Annotated in this window: 16 protein-coding genes (1 of these 16 cut by a window edge); 7 read left to right on the top strand and 9 right to left on the bottom strand. The window is 58.5% G+C overall.

Annotated elements, in window-relative coordinates; all coding sequences use genetic code 11:
• From QPJ95_RS05195 to QPJ95_RS05215, 5 genes are all read right to left on the bottom strand, one after another.
• Positions 1 to 863: the 5' portion of a TRAP transporter large permease gene (locus QPJ95_RS05195; RefSeq protein ID WP_270920812.1), read on the bottom strand. Its footprint begins 397 nt before the window's first position; only the first 863 of its 1,260 coding nucleotides appear in the window; the start codon lies at positions 861 to 863; the stop codon falls past the left edge of the window.
• The gene (locus QPJ95_RS05200) at positions 860 to 1,393 is read right to left on the bottom strand and encodes a TRAP transporter small permease (protein ID WP_270920813.1); all 534 of its coding nucleotides are present in this window, start codon (positions 1,391 to 1,393) and stop codon (positions 860 to 862) included. Before QPJ95_RS05200 ends, QPJ95_RS05195 begins: the two co-directional genes overlap by 4 nt.
• Before the next feature lie 65 nt (positions 1,394 to 1,458).
• Positions 1,459 to 2,433, bottom strand: a complete 975-nt coding sequence (locus QPJ95_RS05205) for a TRAP transporter substrate-binding protein (protein WP_270920814.1) — start codon at positions 2,431 to 2,433, stop codon at positions 1,459 to 1,461.
• A gap of 29 nt (positions 2,434 to 2,462) precedes the next feature.
• On the bottom strand, positions 2,463 to 3,023 hold the full coding sequence (locus tag QPJ95_RS05210) for a 3-hydroxyanthranilate 3,4-dioxygenase (protein WP_270920815.1): 561 nt from the start codon (positions 3,021 to 3,023) through the stop codon (positions 2,463 to 2,465).
• 166 nt (positions 3,024 to 3,189) lie between these two features.
• A complete protein-coding gene (locus QPJ95_RS05215) occupies positions 3,190 to 4,143 on the bottom strand; it encodes a dihydrodipicolinate synthase family protein (RefSeq protein WP_270920816.1) in 954 nt (317 codons plus the stop codon).
• A 157-nt stretch (positions 4,144 to 4,300) separates the two neighbouring features.
• On the opposite strand from QPJ95_RS05215, the gene QPJ95_RS05220 reads away from it, so the two are divergent.
• The 3 genes from QPJ95_RS05220 (at position 4,301) to QPJ95_RS05230 (ending at position 7,581) form a co-directional block, all read left to right on the top strand.
• A complete protein-coding gene (locus tag QPJ95_RS05220) occupies positions 4,301 to 5,092 on the top strand; it encodes an aspartate dehydrogenase (protein ID WP_270920817.1) in 792 nt (263 codons plus the stop codon).
• A 9-nt stretch (positions 5,093 to 5,101) separates the two neighbouring features.
• Positions 5,102 to 6,046, top strand: coding sequence for a LysR substrate-binding domain-containing protein (locus tag QPJ95_RS05225; protein WP_270920818.1), 945 nt, complete (start codon positions 5,102 to 5,104; stop codon positions 6,044 to 6,046).
• A 104-nt stretch (positions 6,047 to 6,150) separates the two neighbouring features.
• On the top strand, positions 6,151 to 7,581 hold the full coding sequence (locus tag QPJ95_RS05230; RefSeq protein WP_270920819.1) for an NAD-dependent succinate-semialdehyde dehydrogenase: 1,431 nt from the start codon (positions 6,151 to 6,153) through the stop codon (positions 7,579 to 7,581).
• A 99-nt stretch (positions 7,582 to 7,680) separates the two neighbouring features.
• Here the strand turns inward: QPJ95_RS05230 and fdhF are convergent, their stop codons facing one another.
• From fdhF to QPJ95_RS05245, 3 genes are all read right to left on the bottom strand, one after another.
• The gene (gene fdhF, locus QPJ95_RS05235) at positions 7,681 to 10,458 is read right to left on the bottom strand and encodes a formate dehydrogenase subunit alpha (RefSeq protein ID WP_270920820.1); all 2,778 of its coding nucleotides are present in this window, start codon (positions 10,456 to 10,458) and stop codon (positions 7,681 to 7,683) included.
• A 3-nt stretch (positions 10,459 to 10,461) separates the two neighbouring features.
• Positions 10,462 to 12,150 (bottom strand): NAD(P)H-dependent oxidoreductase subunit E, encoded by a 1,689-nt coding sequence (locus QPJ95_RS05240; RefSeq protein WP_270920821.1) that lies wholly within the window; start codon positions 12,148 to 12,150, stop codon positions 10,462 to 10,464.
• A 95-nt stretch (positions 12,151 to 12,245) separates the two neighbouring features.
• Positions 12,246 to 13,133 (bottom strand): LysR family transcriptional regulator, encoded by an 888-nt coding sequence (locus QPJ95_RS05245; protein ID WP_270920822.1) that lies wholly within the window; start codon positions 13,131 to 13,133, stop codon positions 12,246 to 12,248.
• 216 nt (positions 13,134 to 13,349) lie between these two features.
• On the opposite strand from QPJ95_RS05245, the gene QPJ95_RS05250 reads away from it, so the two are divergent.
• The 3 genes from QPJ95_RS05250 (at position 13,350) to QPJ95_RS05260 (ending at position 17,504) form a co-directional block, all read left to right on the top strand.
• Positions 13,350 to 14,042, top strand: a complete 693-nt coding sequence (locus tag QPJ95_RS05250; RefSeq protein WP_270920823.1) for a response regulator — start codon at positions 13,350 to 13,352, stop codon at positions 14,040 to 14,042.
• Between the two features lie 70 nt (positions 14,043 to 14,112).
• Complete coding sequence (locus QPJ95_RS05255) at positions 14,113 to 15,303, top strand: FIST N-terminal domain-containing protein (protein ID WP_270920824.1); 1,191 nt, start codon at positions 14,113 to 14,115, stop codon at positions 15,301 to 15,303.
• Positions 15,300 to 17,504: a hybrid sensor histidine kinase/response regulator gene (locus tag QPJ95_RS05260; protein ID WP_270920825.1), complete on the top strand. Its 2,205-nt coding sequence runs from the start codon at positions 15,300 to 15,302 to the stop codon at positions 17,502 to 17,504. The genes QPJ95_RS05255 and QPJ95_RS05260 overlap by 4 nt, the downstream gene beginning before the upstream one ends.
• Positions 17,505 to 17,509: 5 nt before the next feature.
• Here the strand turns inward: QPJ95_RS05260 and QPJ95_RS05265 are convergent, their stop codons facing one another.
• Complete coding sequence (locus tag QPJ95_RS05265) at positions 17,510 to 17,857, bottom strand: RidA family protein (protein WP_270920826.1); 348 nt, start codon at positions 17,855 to 17,857, stop codon at positions 17,510 to 17,512.
• Positions 17,858 to 18,114: 257 nt separating this feature from the next.
• Here QPJ95_RS05265 and QPJ95_RS05270 point away from each other — a divergent pair, with 257 nt between their 5' ends.
• A complete protein-coding gene (locus QPJ95_RS05270; protein ID WP_270920827.1) occupies positions 18,115 to 18,693 on the top strand; it encodes a hypothetical protein in 579 nt (192 codons plus the stop codon).
• Positions 18,694 to 18,717 lie beyond the last annotated feature (24 nt).

An 18,717-nucleotide genomic window follows, 5' to 3' on the forward strand; every position in this document is an offset into this window, starting at 1 on the left:
ACCCAACCAAACACACTGGCCGCGGCAATCATGAAGATGATCATCGAAGCGTTGGCGGCGGTGCGCTTGAACATCTCGCCCAGATGCGATGGCTTCAACTCGCCATAAAACAGCCAGCCAACAAGAAAGGCGATCAGAGACGCGATGGCAGCGGATTCGGTTGGTGTGGCGATGCCAAACAGAATGCCACCAATGATCGAGAAGGGGATCAGCAGGGCCGGCAGGGCGTCGCGAAGGGCGCTGGCAGCCTCCCTGCGGGTTAGCCAGCTGCCTTTGGGAAATTGGTGGACCCAGCCGATGGCAGTAATAACCAGGGCGAAGGACGAGGCCAAAAGCAAACCGGGGATAATTCCGGCCATGAACATTTCGCCAATGGGGATTTGCGCCAACACGCCGTAAATCACAAACATCATTGAGGGCGGGATAACCGGGGCAAGCAGCCCACCCGCAGCCGTTGTGGCGGCGGCAAATCCCTTGTCGTAGCCCTCTTCCTCCATGGCTGGCACCATGGCCCGCGACATAACCGCGATCTGCGCCGTGGCAGAGCCAATGATCGCAGCCATGAACATATTGGCCAAAAGGTTGATATAGGCCAGACCACCGCGAAAGCCGCCGACAAAAACCCGTGCTGCATTGATCAGCCGCTTTGTCATACCGCCTTCGTTCATCAACTCTCCTGTGAGCATAAACAGCGGAATTGCCAGCAGGCCGTAGTTTTCCAGCCCACCAAACATTTTCAGGGCGATACTGTCATAGAGCACCGTATTGCCGCTCTCCCAAATGTACCAAACAGCGGCGATGACAAGGACGATGGCCACCGGGACCGACAGGATTAATGTGGCAAGGAAAACGATCGCAGTCATTGCTCTGCCTCCCGAACCGGCCAGCACAACAGGTGCACAGCGGAATGAAACGTCGCCCCGAAAGCAAAGAACCACATCACCGACCAGAACATATATTTCGGCAGGCCAAGCGTCGAAGTCGGCTCAGCATAGATGAAATTGAACGTCGCGCCCTGAAACGCCACCGTGTCAAACCCGGCCCGGACCAGCTCAAGCGGCGAGAACCAGCGCCAGCAAAACCACACCACGGCAATTGCAAAGGCGAACACGATCAGATCAACCAGTTTTTCGATGATGACCTTGACCGCTGGGGGCACCGCGTCAGTGAGCAAGGTTATTGAGACCGATGTTCGGTAGTGCATTGCCGCCGAAGCGCCAAAAAATGTCATCCAGACCATCGCGTAGATGGCCAGTTCGTCGACCCAGAACAGTGCCGCGCCAAGATAGCGGGTCACCACGTTCAACAGGATCAAGAGGGTAATCATTAATGCCAGAAAAGCCGAACACCAAAGCTCCAGTTTCGCCCAAGATCGTGATAGCTGATAGAGCATATACCCCCCTCCCCCAAAAAAAGGACGCAGGATTGACCCGCGTCCTTCAGTCATAGTTTTGTTTGTTACCGGGTTTCCGAAGCCGTTGTACGCAGGTCGCCAAGCGACTCTGACTTCTGCTCCCAAGCGACGTTCCATTCGTCGATGACATCGCCAAAGAAGGAGGCATCGACCTTGGTAAAGGTTTTGCCGGTGTCCTTGATCTGTTGCAGCCAGCCGGCTTCTTTCTCAATATAGCTGTCGATGGTGCTATCGACATGACTGGCCATCAAGTCGCCAATCATCGCACGATCCTGCTCTGACAGGCCCGCCCAGACCCGTGCCGATACAAGACCCACCATCGGGAACATCATATGATCGGACTGCAGGATTGTATCTGCGTGCTCATAATATTTCAGCACCCAGATCAGCTCGGCGTCCATATCAATGGCATCAACCTGACCATTTGCCAGCGCGTCATACACCGAAGGCAGCGGCATCGGCGTTGGCGCGGCGCCAACAGCTTTGTAAAAATCCAGAATCGGTGCAAACGGAGTGATCCGCAATTTGCGACCTTCGAGATCCGCCATGCTGCTCACGTCGCCGCGGCTCACGATCTGGCGCAGCCCCGCCATACCATAACCAACACCAACCACCCCGACCTGACCCGGCAGCGGGCTGAGCATGGATTTGGCCGTGTCAGACCGCAGAATACGCCCGGCATGGGCAATATCATTGGCCAGATAGGGCGCATAGAACGCGCCGAGGTTGGGGGCACGGTTTGAAACTTCGGCAACCGTCATAAAGGCCATATCCAGCGCCCCGGTCTGAAGCTGCTGCAGCATCTCGGCCTCATTGCCAAGCTGGCGGGCTGGAAAGACTGAAACGCTATGTGCGCCGCCGCTTTTTTCAGCCAGCTCCGCACCAAAGGCTTCGGCCGCCTTGGTCCAGATATGCGGCGGAGGTGTGATCAATCCCAACCGGAATTCGTCAGCCTGCGCAGCGATTGCTGATCCGGCGATCATTGCGGTCGAAACCAGTGCTCTTGCGATGTTTTTCATAGCATTCCCTTATATCTTTTGTTGCAAATCTAAGTTTGGACCCAGCCTTCGGGCGGCTTGCCTTTGCCGGGGTGGATGGTGCCGCATTCGGGACAGGTCCGCGCAGCCATGTCGTTGTGGAACGCGTCATAGATTTTCGGAAGCGCGGTCACGATGCCTTGTGGCTCTCCCAGCGATACCTCAACGCGATGCACCCGTGTTTCACAGTTGAAACAGTGCCATTCAAAGCCTTCCATCATGCCGGGTTGACGCGGCGCTTCCACCACAATTCCCAGACCCTCATTTGGCCGCTGAGGCGCGTGGATGGTATGCGGAGGCATCAGGAATACTTCGCCCTCACGCACCGGAACGTCATAGATCTTGCCGCCGTCTGCGATCTTAATGACCATGTCGCCCTTGATCTGAAAAAACCATTCCTCGACCGGGTCATCGTGAAAATCGACGCGCGTGTTGGGGCCGCCAACAACCATGACAATCATATCGCCTTCTTTGTGCAGCAATTGATTGTTGACCGGTGGCTTCAGTTTGTCCTGATTGTCTTCAACCCATTTCTGGAAATTGAACGGTGTCAGTGTTGGATGCAAATTCATGGGACCCTCCTGTTCGCCAAACCCTGAGAGATTTTGGCCATAACAGCAAAGAGTATTGCGGCAAGTAGATATCGGAAAATCTTATATCGAGACCAGATTGGAAACGCCGACATCCGAGATTTGATTGCCACCGGACAAGCATTGCGGGTCCCTGTCCGGCGCGCGGTTACAGCTTCAGACCACATCCCTCAAACGCGGCTCGAACGGACTCTTTTTCAGCCTCTGTCAGCTCCAGCATTGGATGGCGAACCGCCCCGCCGACCTGCCCCAGCAGCTCTTGCCAATATTTGCCATGCGCCGTGGGCTTGCCACCCGGCTTGGTGCTTTTGATCGCCTGGCGAACAGGGTTCAGGCTGTCGCGCACCCTGCGGGCTTCGGTGAAATTCCCCTGAAACGCCAATTGGGTGTATTCGTGCATCCGCTTGTCGTGTTTCGTCTGCAGCTGATAGGGCGGCGATGAACAGAGGTAGAGCTTCCAGTCCAGCTCCTCGATGTTCTCCAACCAATCATCCTCGGCGGATGTTGAAACATGGATTTTGTCGCCAATCATATGGCTCAGCCGTTTATACATCTCTCGTGGCACTGAATATTTGATCGCCATGATGTTTGGCAACTCAGCGATACGCGCACAGGTTTCCGGCTCCATCAGGTAACCGCTGTCCGGATGGCTCCACATGGCGATGCCAATATCCAGACGGTCACACAGGTACTTGTAGTAATTGAACAGAACTTCGTTTCGGTCGCTGCAGAAGCTGAGAACCGGCGCATGCACCACCACATAATCGGCGCCGCAGTCCTGAGCATGCTGGCCCAGCTCAAGCACCGTATTCACGTTCTGATCCGAGATCGACATGATTGTGCCGGCTTTGTCGCCACATTCGTCAACCGCAAGCGTCATATTGCGCTTGCGTTCTTCAAGGCTCAAGGAGAAAAATTCGCCCTGCTTGCCGGCAATGAACAGCCCCTGAATTTCCAGATCATCAATCCAGTGGCGGATGTTGCTGCGCAGGCCTGCCTCGTTCAGCGAGCCATCGGGGTGAAACGGATTCAGGGCAGCCGCCCAAATGCCGCGCATCGTCTCACGGGCGTATTCTTTGGCCTCGGATTTTGAGTATTTCATGGCGTGAACCTTATATGAGTGTCGGCGGTCTTTGCCGCCTTTCTGCGCGCAAACCGTCGCAACGACCAATTCCAAACAGCCAATTCAGGTATCAAAAAAAACTATAGCAACTCAATCTGAGTTAAAGCTACACAGCATCTGTCAAACGGAGGCGGCAATGATTGTAGGAATTATCGGCAACGGGGCGATCGCGCGCCATGTGAGAGAGCATATTGCGTCATCCAACCATAGCCTTGGCGCGGTCTTGCTGCGGCCAGAACGGCGGCGGGAACACGGTGAAGAACACGGGGGCGACCATCATGTCTACTCGGTCGGCGAATTGCCGGACGATCTTGATCTGATGATCGACTGCGCCGGACACAGTGCTTTGTCGGCCTATGGCGCAGATATTTTGCGACGCGGCACCAATCTGATCACGGTTTCCATTGGCGCTTTGGCCGACCAGAAACTGTATGACAAATTGCAGGACTCCGCCCTGCAGGGCAACGCCAAGCTTCATCTTGCAAGCGGCGCGATTGGCGCTCTGGATTGCCTGCAGGCGGCGCGAACCGGACAATTGGCAAGCGTCACCTATGTGGGGCGAAAGCCACCCATAGGATGGGTCGGATCGCCTGCCGAACAGGTGCTTGACCTTGAGGCCATGACCACCGGCGCCGCCGTCCATTTTGAGGGATCAGCACGCGAAGCAGCCCTAGCTTACCCCAAGAACGCCAATGTTGCCGCAGCGGTGGCACTGGCAGGGCTGGGGTTTGAGAAAACAAGCGTGAAGCTGATTGCAGATGCCGCCATCTCAGAGAATATCCACGAGATTGAAGCGATCGGTGATTTTGGCAGCTTTCAATTCCAGATCCGAGGCAAATCTTTGCCTGACAACCCACGCAGTTCTGCGCTGGCAGCCATGAGTGTGGTCAGTAAGCTAGAGCAACTCACCAACCCTATTATGTTGTAAACATTCACCATGGCAGCCAAACACTCCCGAATTGTAGATCGTGCTCTTAGCCGACTAAAGCTGCGGCAACTGCGGCTGCTTGTCGCCGTCGGCCGCCACGGTAACATTCAAAATGCGGCGCGCGAGTTGGGTGTGTCGCAGCCTGCGGCCACCAAGATGATCCAGGATCTTGAGCTGGATTTCGAGGTCACGCTGTTTCAGCGCACCAATCGCGGTGTCATCCCGACGGTATTCGGCGATACCTTGATCCGTCACGGAAAACTGATTTTTGCTCAGGTTTCAAGCGCTGCACAGGAGTTGGATGATCTGAACGAGGGCAGCAGTGGCCGTGTGGTCATTGGCACCCTGCTGGCCGCCTCTCCCAGCTTGTTGCCCGGGGCGATCGAGATCCTGTTAACGGAACGGCCGAAAGTTGCGATAAAAATAACGGAAGGAACCAATGAGGTTCTGATGCCTGCCTTGCTGTCAGGTGAGATTGATATGGTGGTGGGGCGTCTTCCATCGCAGCGCCACAGGGACAAAATTACCCAGGAAACGCTATACGATGAACGCATCCATGCGGTTGTCGGCAATCAACATCCGCTGGCCAGTGAGCCGTCGGTGTCCTTTGAGAAAATCAAGCCCTTTGGTTGGATATTGCCCCCCTTAGAGACGACGCTTCGCAGACAGGTGGATCAGTTCTTTGTCAGCCAGGCGCAATATGCGCCGCCTCACTTTGTTGAATCGGTATCATATCTTACCAATCGCGCGCTTTTGCGGTCCCGCAATCTGGTCAGTCTGATGCCTGCGCATGTTGCTGCCGAGGACGTCGCAAACGGGTTGTTAAAGCGGCTGAACTGGGCCGTTCCCTTTGGCGCCGGACCTGTGGGCCTGTCGTACCGAGGCAACGAGAGTCTATCGCCTGCCGGACGCGCCTTTTTGCAGGCACTGCATCACACGGCACAGGGAATGTAGCTTCAGATATTCCGCTTTCTTATACCTGTATTCGGCTAATTCACTTGAAGAAGGGGCCGAATTTTTATGATCTGCAGGAATACAATTAAGGAGGCGCGTGGCTCATGTACCCTAATCTGGAACTGTTTATCGGCGGCAAGTGGCGCAAAACCGCGCGAGATATGCCGGTGGTGAACCCCGCAACCGAAGAAGAGATCGGGCGGTTGCCACATGCTGAGAAGAAAGACCTGGATGACGCATTAGAGGCCGCTGAAAAGGGGTTTCAACTCTGGAGCAAAACCGCGCCACGTGATCGCGCTGATACCATTCTGCGGGCCGCCGCAATACTGCGTGCCCGTCAGGACGAGATCGCGCTGGCGATCACTGCTGAACATGGGAAACCATTGCCCCAGGCGCGCCAAGAAGTCATCCGCGGTGCCGAGTTTTTTGAGTGGGATGCCGGCGAAGCGATGCGAACCTACGGCAGGGTAATCCCCGCAGCGCGCGGTCAGAAATTCACCGTTCACCACCAACCCATTGGCGTCGTAGCCGCTTTCTCGCCGTGGAATTTCCCGCTGAGCCAACCTGCGCGTAAAATCGGCGGGGCGTTGGCTGCGGGATGTTCAATCATCCTCAAGGCGGCTGAGGAAACCCCTGCTGGCGCCATCCACATTGTGCGCGCCTTTGCAGAGGCCGGGTTGCCTGCTGGGGTTCTGAACCTGGTGTTTGGCACCCCCTCGGAAATTTCTGATCACCTGATCCCACAGAGCTCTGTTCGCCTTGTGGCCTTCACTGGATCTACCGCAGTGGGGCGTCATTTGACCACATTGGCCGCGCAGCATATGACCCCCGTCCTAATGGAATTGGGCGGCCATGCGCCGGTGATCGTCTGCGAAGATACCGATGTGGAAAAGGCCGCCATCAGCGGCGCCATGCGAAAGATGCGCAACGCCGGACAGGTCTGCACCTCGCCCACACGGTTTTTCGTGCATGAAAGCATCTTTGACAGCTTTACCGAGAAATTTGTTGAACGTGCCGCTGCCACCGTGGTCGGCAATGGTATGGATGATGGGGTAGAGATGGGTCCGCTGGCCAATGAACGCCGGGTTCCTGCACTGACGCAACAGGTCGAGAACGCCCGCGCTGCGGGGGCCGAGGTAAGGACCGGTGGCGCACGGCACGGCACCACAGGCTATTTCTTCCAGCCAACAGTTCTGACAAACGTTCCGGATCACGCACATATCATGCAAGAAGAACCCTTTGGTCCGATTGCTGTCATCAACCCGGTTTCATGTCTGGAGAACGCCATTCAACAGGCAAATTCGGTGCCATATGGTCTGGCGGGTTATGCCTTCACCAATCGGGCCGACTATATCGACCACATGATCGACACTGTCGAAGTCGGCAACTTGTCGATCAACACTCTTGAAGCGTCGATGCCGGAGACGCCTTTTGGCGGCGTCAAATCCAGTGGCTATGGCCGCGAAGGTGGCACCGAAGGTTTGGATAACTACATGACGATTAAGAATGTCTGGCATTCAGCGGACATCGCGTGAGCCAGGCGCCGCGCCGCGCGTCAGCGCGGCGCCACCAAAGACGCGGGCGCGGAGCATTATGCTCCGCGCCCGCCCTGTTTCATCAAACCGTAGTACAGCTCACTCGGCTGCAATCTGACCCTCGACTTTTTCAATCCGCACCGCTGCGAATTTGAACTCGGGGATCTTGCCGTAGGGGTCAATCGCCGGGTTGGTCAGAACATTGGCCGCCGCCTCAACATAGGCAAAGGGCACAAACACCATATCCTCGGCGATCGCCCGGTCCGCCCGCGCCATGATCTCGATAGAGCCACGCCGGGTGGTCAGTCGCACCATCTCACCCGGCTCGACCCCCATCTGGCGCAAGGTTTTGGGATTGAGCGAACAGTTCGCCTCCGGTTCGACCGCATCCAGCACCAGCGACCGACGGGTCATCGAGCCGGTGTGCCAGTGCTCCAGCTGACGACCGGTGGTCATGATCATCGGATATTCGGCATCCGGTGCCTCATCCGGCGCAATCACGCTGGCCGGAGTGAACTTGGCGCGGCCATCGGCCCGTGGGAAACCATCGCCAAACACAATCGCCTGACCGGGGTCTGTCGGGGTCAGCGACGGATAGGTAATCGTCTCCGTCTTCAACCGCTCCCAGGTGATGTTGTTCAGCGACTTCATGTTGAGCTTCATCTCGTTGAAGACTTCGCTCACATCCGTGTAACCCCAGTTCAGCCCAATCCGCTGCGCCAGATCGGTGGTGATCGCCCAGTCTTCCCGCGCCTCACCCGGAGGTGCCACGGCGGGGCGAACCCGCTGCACCTGACGGTTGGTATTGGACACGGTGCCGTTCTTTTCATACAGCGTCGAGGCCGGCAGGATGATATCGGCATAGTTGGCGGTTTCGGTCAGGAAGATATCCTGCACCACCAGTAGCTCCAGCTTGGCAAAGGCATCGCGGGCATGTTCCACATCCGGGTCTGACATTGCCGGGTTTTCGCCCTGAATATACATCCCCTTGATATTGCCCGCATAGACCTGATCAACGATCTCGGTGACGGTCAGCCCCTTCTCGTTCGAGAAGTCATCGCTGCCCCAGACATCGGTGAACGCCTTGCGGATACCGTCATCCATCACCGATTGATAATCCGGCAGGAACATCGGCACCAGACCAGCATCGGAGGCCCCCTGCACGTTGTTCTGCCCCCGCAGCGGGTGCAGACCAGCGCCGGGTTTGCCGACATTGCCAGTCATCAGCGCCAATGAGATCAGGCAGCGCGAATTGTCGGTGCCGTGGATGTGCTGCGAAATGCCCATGCCCCAGAAGATCAGCGACGCTTTGCCATTGGCATAGATCCGGGCGACGCGGCGCAGCTGGTCCGGCGACACGCCACAAATCTCCGACATGGCCTCAGGGGTGAACGGCGCCAGATGGGCTTTCTGAGCCTCCCAGTTCTCGGTGTATTTTTCGATATAGGCCTGATCATACAGGCCTTCTTCGACGATCACATTCATGATCGCGTTCAGCATCGACACATCGGCGCCGGGACGGAACTGCACCATCTCGGTGGCGAACCGCCGCATGCCCACACCGCGCGGGTCCATCACAATCAGCTTGCCACCGCGTTTGGTGAACTGTTTGAAATAGGTCGCCGCAACCGGGTGGTTTTCAATCGGGTTTGAACCGATGATGATCGCCACGTCCGAATTTTCGATCTGATTGAAGGTGGCCGTCACCGCACCAGATCCAACGTTCTCCATCAGTGCCGCCACGGATGAGGCGTGGCACAACCGGGTACAGTGATCGACGTTGTTGTGCTTGAATCCCTGACGGATGAACTTCTGGAACAGATAGGCCTCTTCGTTGGTGCATTTGGCCGAGCCAAAGCCGGCAACCGAACGGCCGCCGTGGGTCTCCTTCAGATCGACCAGCCCTTTGGCGGCCAGATCCAGCGCCTCGTCCCATGTCGCTTCGCGGAAATGGGTGCCCAGATTGCCGGGATCGACGTTCAGCCCCTTGGCAGGCGCATCATCGCGGCGGATCAGCGGTTTGGTCAGCCGGTGCGGGTGATGGATATAGTCAAAGCCAAAGCGCCCCTTGACGCAGAGACGGCCCTCGTTTGCCGGGCCATTGATGCCCTCAACCGATTTGACCTTGCCGTCCTTGACCTTCAGCGAGACCTTGCAGCCGACGCCGCAGAACGGACAGACCGTTTCGGTCTCAGTGTCGAAATCTTTTGAATCGCCCTGACCGGCATCGTCCAGCACCGCCGTGGCCATCAGCGCCCCGGTGGGACAGGCCTGCACGCATTCACCGCAAGCCACGCAAGAGGACTCGCCCATCGGATCGGCAATATCAAACACCGGATAGGCACCGTGGCCACGACCGGCCATGCCGATCACATCGTTGACCTGAACCTCACGACAGGCCTGCACACACAGGTTGCACGAGATACAGGCATCCAGGTTCACCGACATTGCGACGTGGCTGTCGTCCAGCAACGGGATGCGACCCGCTTCCAGTTTCGGGAAGCGGGAGTCCGAAACCCCGTTCAGCGCCGCCATGTCCCACAGGTGGCTCGACTTGTCATGCGCCTCTTCCTGTTTGGGTTGGTCGGCAACCAGTAGTTCCATCACCATCTTGCGGGCATTGGTCGCGCGCGGGTTATTGGTGGTGACCACCATGCCCTCGACAGGTTCGCGGATACAGGAGGCCGCCAAAGTGCGTTCGCCCTCGATCTCGACCATACAGGCGCGGCAGTTGCCGTCGGGGCGATAGCCCGGCGCCGGCTTGTGACACAGATGTGGGATTATCAAACCCCGGCCATTGGCGACTTCCCAGATGCTCAGCCCCGCTTCAGCGGTGACTTCTTTGCCATCGAGGGTAAAGGTGATTGAGTTGCTCATGGCTTATACCTCATCCGGGAAATGTTTGATGGTCAGGCGGATCGGGTTCGGCGCAGCCTGCCCCAAGCCGCAGATCGAAGTATCAACCATAGCGGCGCTCAGCTCTTCCAGCAGACCCTGATCCCATTTTGGCGCGCTCATCAGTTTGACCGCCTTCTCGCAGCCCACCCGGCACGGGGTACACTGGCCACAGCTTTCATCCTCAAAGAACCGCAGCATGTTCAGCGCTGCGTCACGGGCAGAATCCTGATCCGACAGCACCACCACGGCAGCCGAGCCGATAAAGGTGCCATGTGGTTGCAATGTGTCAAAATCCAGCGGCACATCATGCATCGAGGCAGGCAACAACCCCGAGGACGGCCCGCCCGGCTGATAGGCCTTGAAGGCGTGACCTTCGATCATGCCACCACAGGTCTCGATGATGTCGGTGATGGTGGAACCGGCCGGCAGCAGATAGACACCGGGATTGTTCACCCGGCCTGATACCGAATAGGACCGCAGCCCCTTGCGGCCGTTCTTTTCAACCGCGTTCAGACATTCTGGCCCTTCGCGGTTGATCCGTGCAACCCACATCAGGGTTTCAACATTATGCACCAGCGTCGGGCGACCAAAGATCCCCACCTGCGCCACAAACGGCGGCCGATGGCGCGGCATGCCGCGTTTGCCCTCGATGCTTTCGATCATCGCGCTTTCTTCGCCGCAGATATAGGCGCCAGCACCACGGCGCAGATCAATATAGCCCGGCTCAACAATGCCAGCATCCTCAAGTGCGCGGATTTCAGTCGCGAGGATCTCCAGCACCGCCGGATATTCGTCGCGCATATAGATAAAGGCTTTCTCGGCTTCGACAGCCCAGGCGGCGATCAGCATGCCCTCAAGGAACAGATGTGGCGTGCGTTCCAGGTAGTAGCGGTCCTTGAAGGTGCCGGGTTCGCCCTCGTCGCCGTTCACCGCCAGATAGCGCGGGCCCGCATTGGCACGCACAAAACCCCATTTGGTGCCCGAGGGGAATCCGGCGCCGCCCAGACCGCGCAAACCGGCCTCTTTGATCTTGGCCTGAACCACTTCCCAATCGCCATTGGCGCGCAAGTCTTTCAACACGGCGTAGCCACCGCCGGTCACATAGGCATCGAAACCTTCGTAGGCTGGCAGATGCGCGTGGGTATCATTGGCCGCAATCGCTGCCTGCACTTTTTCTGGCGTGGCGTGATCAATGTGATTGTGGCCGATTTCCAGCACCGGCGCGGTATCACAGCGCCCCATGCAGGGTGCGCGCAAGACGCGGACCTGGCTTTCGTCCAGCCCGTCTTTCAGCGCCTGCTGCAACTGCTCGGCGCCTGCCAGCTCACAGGACAGGGAATCGCAGACCCGAATGGTCAGCGCGGGAGGCGGTGTTTCGCCCTCGCGCACCACATCAAAGTGAGCGTAAAAACTGGCGACCTCATAAATCTCGGCCTGACCAGTGCGCAAGACTTCGGCCAGGGCACGGATATGGGCGCCACTCAGGTGGCCGTACTCATCCTGGATCAAGTGCAGAAACTCGATCAACAGATCCCGGTTGCGCGGTAGCTCACCCAGCAAGGCCTGAACCTGCTCCAGTGCGGTATCGTCAACCTGGCGGCCTTTAGGCGTCTTGCGCCCTTTGCCTTTGCCGGATTTCCAAACGCCTTTACGGTCATCCAAAGGGGCCATGATGATCTCCAATTCGCAGGTGTCTTTTCTCAGCGCAATGCCATCAGCAATCTGTATCGTCAAATTTGAAAATTGAATGGCACGATAACGAAATCTTATCGCGAGAAACCGGCAACCAGTGCTTTCAGCGCCCGCACCGTGGTCAGCTCGGGGGTGCGGTCCAAAGTGGCGATACAAATAGGTCGCGCCTGAACCGGGTCGATCAGGTCCAGCACCCGGGTGCCGCCCAGATTTCCCAACGCATCAACCAAGGCCCGCGGTACAATCGTCGCGGCAGATCCAAGCCGGGCCATCACCATCGCAGCCATGAACCCATTGGCCTCTGACACGATGCGGGGTTTCAGCCCCAGGTCGCCAAAAACCCGGTCCAGAATTCGGCGGTTCTGCATCTGAGTGTCCAGCAGGCACAGGGGCAATTCTGCGGCCTCGGCCCAGCGGATATTGCCTTCAAAATCCGCCACCATGTGCTCAGGCGCCAGCAGTACATAGGTTTCATCGTACAGCGGCTGCAGCGTTACCATATCACGCCCCAAACTATCATCATAGGTGATGCCTGCGTCGATGGTTCCATCATAGAGCCGCCGCTGGATCGCCAGCGAGGTGGTGGATTCAATGCGCGGCAGGATTTTTGGATGAGAGCTCAGCAGCTGAACAACCAGCTGGGCGGCATAGGCCATCGCTGTCGGCACCACGCCCAGCACCAAAATCCCCGACACCTCTCCCCTGCTGGCGGCGATTTCCTGTTCCAGCGCTTTGACATCATCGAGAATTCCGCGGGTGCGGCGCAGGATCATCTGGCCCTCTTCGGTCAGGCCCTGAAACCGGTTGGCCCGCCGCACGATGGAAACCCCCAGTTTGTCTTCCATGTTGCGAATGCGCATGGAAAAGGCCGGTTGCGATATACCGCAGTCCTGCGCGGCTTTGGCAAAATGCTGGTGCCGCGCCAGAGCGGCCAGCAGCTGCAGGTCTTTCAACTCGATCATGGGGTCTCTCATCGCGCGGTGTTGAGGGGCATCTTGGCGCTGATGAGGCAAAATGAACAGGTGAAAGACTCCCTGGCCGCCGCCGGGGGCTGTCTGCCCCCGGACCCCCGAGGATATTTATGGCCAGATGAAGCCTCCCCGGGCACGCCTGCGATCCAGGTGCGATTTGACGATCCGGAATGGTTTGCTAATCTGACCTGGCAAGGAGCCCCCAGCATGACGCCATTGGCAGCCAAAACTGACCCCATCCCTTTTACCTCAGCCTTGATTATCGATGATCATCCGCTGTTCTGCGATGCGCTGGTGATGACCCTGCAATCGGTGGCCGGGCTGCAAGAGGTCTTTACCGCGCCCTGCCTGCAAGACGCGCTGCTACAGCTGCAGCACCAGCCGGACCTGATCCTGCTGGATCTGAACCTGCCGGATGTGCAGGGGCTGGAGGGGCTGACGCAATTGAAGCGGCTGAGCAAGGCTCCGGTATTGGTGATTTCATCCATGGCGGACAACCGGGTGATCAGTGCGGCCCTGCACGCAGGCGCCGCCGGGTTTATCCCCAAGCACAGCCAGCGCGAGGTGTTTCGGGCCGCAGTGGAGGGGCTGCGACGGGGCGAGCGTTTTGTGCCATCGGGGTATATCCTGCTACCAGCGGTCAAAGCCCCAACCGGCAGTGACGCGGCCGCAAGGGTGCGTAGCCTTACCCAGCAGCAGACACGCATTCTGCGGCTCATCTGCGAGGGCAAACTGAACAAGCAGATCGCCTATGACCTGACAATCGCGGAGACCACGGTCAAAGCGCATGTCACCGCCATCATGCGCAAACTGGGCGTTCACAGCCGCACTCAGGCGGTTCTTCGGGCCGGGGATGCCGGTTTCCACCAGGCCTTGCCCAACAGTGGCGGCGGCGCCTAGGGTAGCCTACCGGCATAGAGAACAGGGGCCATCCATTCTGCAACATCCCTTTAACACCGCGCCCAGGCTGATGCGAACAGCCCATGTCGATTGCCGTCACCCCAGCGCCGCCATGATGCTCTTTCATGGATTATCCCGCCCGCCGCTGAAGGCAGCCGATCCGCCAAATGCGGATTTGGAGCTGGTGGTGCTGTTTGTCTCGCCGCAGGGTGACATCGCGCGGATCGCGGCTGAGACCTGTCAGCTGTTTGCGCCGGTGCCGGTGATTGGCTGCACCACTGCCGGAGAGATTTCCCAGCACGGCTATGGCAAAGGCGGCATTGTTGCCATTGGCTTCCCCAAATCCCATTTCATCGCACGCTGCACCCTGATCCGGGATCTGGAGAGCGCCGAAGTGCAGCCCGCCCTGGACCAGATCATCCAGAACCGCAATCAGATGGCGCAGGATGCGCCGGACTGGAGCTCTGAATTTGCATTTCTGATGGTTGATGGATTGTCCCGCCGCGAGGATGCGCTGACCGGGCAACTGGCAGCGGGTCTGGGGCCAGTGCCATTGTTTGGTGGCTCGGCCGGAGATGGCGACGCTTTTGAGCGCACTTCGGTTCTGTTTGACGGCAGGGCGCATGACAATGCCGCAGTACTGGCTCAGATCCGGTCCAGCTGTCCGGTCAAGGTGTTCAAGACCGACAATCTGATCCCGACGGACACGCGCATGGTGGTCACTGCGGCGGAGCCCGGACAGCGGCGGGTGCATGAGATCAACGCCGAACCCGCCGCCCGCGAGCTGGCCCGGGTTCTGGGCAAGGACCCCGAGCAACTGTCCACCTTTACCTTTGCCGCCCACCCGCTGCTGGTGCGCCTGGGCGATCAACACCATGTGCGCGCCATCCAGCGGGTGGCACCAGACGGTGCATTGGTGTTCTTTTCGGCGATTGACGAGGGCGTGGTGCTGGCGCTGGCCGACCAACAAGACATGGTGAGCCATCTGGACCAGGAAATGCGCCAGCTGAGCACTCCGACGCCGCCCGATATGGTGCTGGCCTGTGACTGCCTGTTACGCCGCATCGACGCCGAGCAAAAGCAACAAGACTATGCGGTCTCTCGCCTCTTGTCCGCCAACCGGGTGTTTGGCTTTTCCACCTATGGCGAGCAGGTGAATTCGATGCATGTGAACCAGACCCTGACAGGCGTTGCAATCTATCCGCCAGAGATGCCACTGGGCAGGCCCAAAAACGGGCCCAAAAACGGGCTCAAAACATGAGCCACACCCTGATCATCGCCACCGACAGTCTGCAGCGGCAGAACCAGAAACTGCTGAAGATCGCCGAGGCGCTGATGCGCCGGGCCGAGCAGAGCCCCTCGGAATCGGGGCTGGCCTATGCCCAGTTCGAACGCGCCGCGCTGCTAGAGGAGGAGGTTCGCAATCGCACCTTTGATCTGGAACAGGCGCTGGACCAGCTGAACCTCACCCATAGCCAGCTGGCGCAGGCCAATGCCGCCACCGAAACGGCGCGGGCCGATCTGAGCAACGCAATTGAAACCATCCACGACGGCTTTGCGCTGTTCAATGCCAGTGACACCCTGGTGATGTGCAACAGCCGGTTTGGCAAATGGATGCGCGACGTCCACCCGCAGCTGCGACCGGGGCTCCGCTTTAAAACTTATGTTCAGCTGGTTTCGCGCAGTCACTTCCTGGCGCTGCCAAGCGGCGTATCGCCTGCGCAATGGGCCAAACGGCGGATGTCGCATCATCGCGAAAAACACGCGGTTTTCAACTCGCGCATTGCCGGGCAGCGCTGGCTACAGATCAGCGAGCAGCGTACCAGTGACGGCGGCACCGTGATCCTGCAGACCGATGTCACCGACATGATGCGGCTAGAACGGCGCGAGAGGGACCGGTTGCTGGACGATCAGGCCCGGCTGATCCGCGCCACTCTGGACCACCTGGATCAGGGGGTCTGCATCTTCGACACCCACAACCTGCTGGCGGGCAGCAACCAACGCGCCAGCGAGTTGCTGACCCTGCCGATGCACCATTTGACGATTGGTAGCCGGGCCGAGCGGCTGTACCAGTTTCTGCGCGACCACGGCCAGTTTCCCGATGCCAATTCTGCGACCCGGCTGCGCGCCTGGATGATCAGCAAGGACACGCGCGCGCCGCTGTCCTTTGAGGTGCTGATTGGTGCGCGTGCGCTGACCGCCTTTGCCCAGCAGATGCCCGACGGCGGGTTTGTCATATCGTTCACCGATATTACCACCGAACGCGCTGCGGCGCAGGCGCTGGTCGTGGCCAACGAGACGCTGGAACGCCGAGTGGCTGAACGCACTCTGGAGCTGGAGGCGGCTTTGAGCGATGCCGAGCGCGCCAATGCCTCCAAATCCCGCTTTGTCGCCGCCGCCAGCCATGATCTGATGCAGCCCCTGTCGGCGGCCAAACTCTATATGGCGTCTCTGGCCGAAGGCCTCCACACCCCGGAATTGCTTAGCCATCTGGACAAGGCGACCAATGCGCTGGCAGGCGTCGAAGACATTCTCGGGGCCCTGCTCGATATATCCAAACTGGACAGTGGCCAGGTGGCTGTTGAGCTGACAGATGTGGCGCTGGGGGACATGCTGGGCCAGCTGAGCGACGAGCTGGCACCACTGGCGGCGAAAAAGGGGCTCGACTTTCGCATCGTTCTGCCCGGCGCCACGGTGCGCAGCGACGCCACTTTCCTGCGCCGCATCCTGCAAAATCTGATCTCAAATGCGGTGCGCTATACCAGCAGCGGAAAAATATTAGTGGGGGCCCGGCGCTGCGGCAACGTGGTGCGAATCGAAGTGCATGATACCGGCCCCGGTATCCCCGCCGACCAGCACCAGCGCATTTTCGACGAATTTCACCGCCTCAACACCCCGTCGCGCCCAACCGAAGGTGTGGGACTGGGGCTGACCATCGTTAAGCGAGCCTGCGACTTGCTAGATCATCCGTTGCAGCTGCACTCGCAGCCCGGCCACACCATGTTTGCCGTGACTCTGCCGCTGTCAAACCCTCAGGTCGCGGTGGACCCCACCCCAACCAAGGGTCACGGCCAAGCCGATTTGCCATCAGCCATTGTGCTGCTGATCGAAAACGACAGCGGGTTGCGCAGCGCCCTGACCGTCGCGCTCGAGGCTTGGGGGCTGGACGTCTTTGCCTGTGCCAGCGCCCGCGAGGCGATGTCGCTGCTGCAAAAAGTGGACATCGCCCCGGATCTGGTGATTGCCGATTACCAGCTGGATGACGGTCTGCTGGGCAGCGATGCCATTGCCCAGCTCAGGCAACGACACGGGCCGCTGCCCGCTTGTCTGATCACCGCCAACCGGAATCCCGAGCTGGCCAGGCTGTGCAAAAGCATCGGTGCAGATCTGCTGCACAAGCCGATCAATCCATCCGACTTGCGCCTGCTGTTGCTCAGCCGCCTGCCAACAGACCAAGCCTGAAAAACTTATCGGGCTGCTGTCACCAGAAACTCGACCTTGAATTCGGGAAGCGCCAGCTTTGCTTCGCCACAGGCGCGCGCCGGGGTGTGTCCCTCTGGCACCCAGCTATCCCAGACCGCATTCATCTCCGAAAAATCCGCCATATCGGCCAGCCAGATGGTTGTCTGCAGAATGCGCGTCTTGTCCGAACCTGCTTCACCCAGCAATGTGTCGATCTTCTCCAGACAGCTGCGGGTTTGATCGGCAACGCTGTCTCCGGCGGTGCCAACTTGCCCCGCCAAATAGATCGTATCGCCATGCACAACAATCTGGCTCATCCGGGCCCCCACGTGTGTTCGCGTAATTTCAGACATTCTAATACCTTCCCTATGTTCACATCGAGAGCCGCCGACAGCGGCAACTCACATCGCCTTTTGATAAATCGCCACAGCGCCATAAGACAAGCGCAACGGTGAAAATTCAGCAAAAACAACCACACATCACCCCGACCGCCCAATTTCGATAAAAATGTGGAAGTTAATTTACGGTACTTTAATGCGGCTTTAAGCTCCAGCACCCAGATGTGACTCGTCCTCTTTCACTCAGAGGTATCTACACAAGGGAACGACCAATGAAATCGACTACACTTGCCGTCTTGGCAGTCATGCTGCCCGCGGTTGCAACTTCTGTATCCGCAAATGAATATGCGCCTGCGATGTCTGCCTACCTGGAAAATGAAATCCAGTCCTGGGCACATGCACCAATTCTGGTGGATGCCATCAACGCCCAGAACCTGCGGACCAGTGATTACGATCAGGGGATGATCGACCAACTGGACCTGACCTGGCGCGCGGAAATTGGGGCCGCATCAACGCCAACCATCACTCCGGTTCTGGACAATGCCGCAGCTGAGTTTCTGCGCAGCCAGGTGGTGGCCTCTGGCGGCCGTGTCACCGAAGTCTTCATCATGGATGCTCACGGCCTAAACGTAGCCGCGTCAAGTATGACCTCGGACATGTGGCAAGGCGATGAAGCCAAACACGCGCAGACCTACAGAGTTGGCCCCGACGCCGTTCACTTCGGGGACGTTGAATTGGATGAATCTACCCAAAGCTATCAGGGTCAGATTTCACTGACGATCACCGACCCGACAACGGGACAGGCGATTGGCGCGATGACCATCGGCATCGATGCTGAATCCCTGATTTAAACTCGGTCAAATTCGCTAGGGCTG

It is taken from the genome of Parasedimentitalea psychrophila (assembly GCF_030285785.1).
Lineage (GTDB): Bacteria > Pseudomonadota > Alphaproteobacteria > Rhodobacterales > Rhodobacteraceae > Parasedimentitalea > Parasedimentitalea psychrophila.

Bases quoted from the DNA above. Each gene is read 5' to 3' on its own strand.
- QPJ95_RS05270 (WP_270920827.1), top strand. From the start codon at position 18,115: ATGAAATCGACTACACTTGCCGTCTTGGCAGTCATGCTGCCCGCGGTT.
- QPJ95_RS05225 (WP_270920818.1), top strand. From the start codon at position 5,102: ATGGCAGCCAAACACTCCCGAATTGTAGATCGTGCTCTTAGCCGACTA.
- fdhF (WP_270920820.1), bottom strand. From the start codon at position 10,458: ATGAGCAACTCAATCACCTTTACCCTCGATGGCAAAGAAGTCACCGCT.
- QPJ95_RS05265 (WP_270920826.1), bottom strand. From the start codon at position 17,857: ATGTCTGAAATTACGCGAACACACGTGGGGGCCCGGATGAGCCAGATT.
- QPJ95_RS05240 (WP_270920821.1), bottom strand. From the start codon at position 12,150: ATGGCCCCTTTGGATGACCGTAAAGGCGTTTGGAAATCCGGCAAAGGC.
- QPJ95_RS05220 (WP_270920817.1), top strand. From the start codon at position 4,301: ATGATTGTAGGAATTATCGGCAACGGGGCGATCGCGCGCCATGTGAGA.
- QPJ95_RS05205 (WP_270920814.1), bottom strand. From the start codon at position 2,433: ATGAAAAACATCGCAAGAGCACTGGTTTCGACCGCAATGATCGCCGGA.
- QPJ95_RS05215 (WP_270920816.1), bottom strand. From the start codon at position 4,143: ATGAAATACTCAAAATCCGAGGCCAAAGAATACGCCCGTGAGACGATG.
- QPJ95_RS05245 (WP_270920822.1), bottom strand. From the start codon at position 13,133: ATGATCGAGTTGAAAGACCTGCAGCTGCTGGCCGCTCTGGCGCGGCAC.
- QPJ95_RS05255 (WP_270920824.1), top strand. From the start codon at position 14,113: ATGCGAACAGCCCATGTCGATTGCCGTCACCCCAGCGCCGCCATGATG.
- QPJ95_RS05250 (WP_270920823.1), top strand. From the start codon at position 13,350: ATGACGCCATTGGCAGCCAAAACTGACCCCATCCCTTTTACCTCAGCC.
- QPJ95_RS05260 (WP_270920825.1), top strand. From the start codon at position 15,300: ATGAGCCACACCCTGATCATCGCCACCGACAGTCTGCAGCGGCAGAAC.
- QPJ95_RS05210 (WP_270920815.1), bottom strand. From the start codon at position 3,023: ATGAATTTGCATCCAACACTGACACCGTTCAATTTCCAGAAATGGGTT.
- QPJ95_RS05230 (WP_270920819.1), top strand. From the start codon at position 6,151: ATGTACCCTAATCTGGAACTGTTTATCGGCGGCAAGTGGCGCAAAACC.
- QPJ95_RS05200 (WP_270920813.1), bottom strand. From the start codon at position 1,393: ATGCTCTATCAGCTATCACGATCTTGGGCGAAACTGGAGCTTTGGTGT.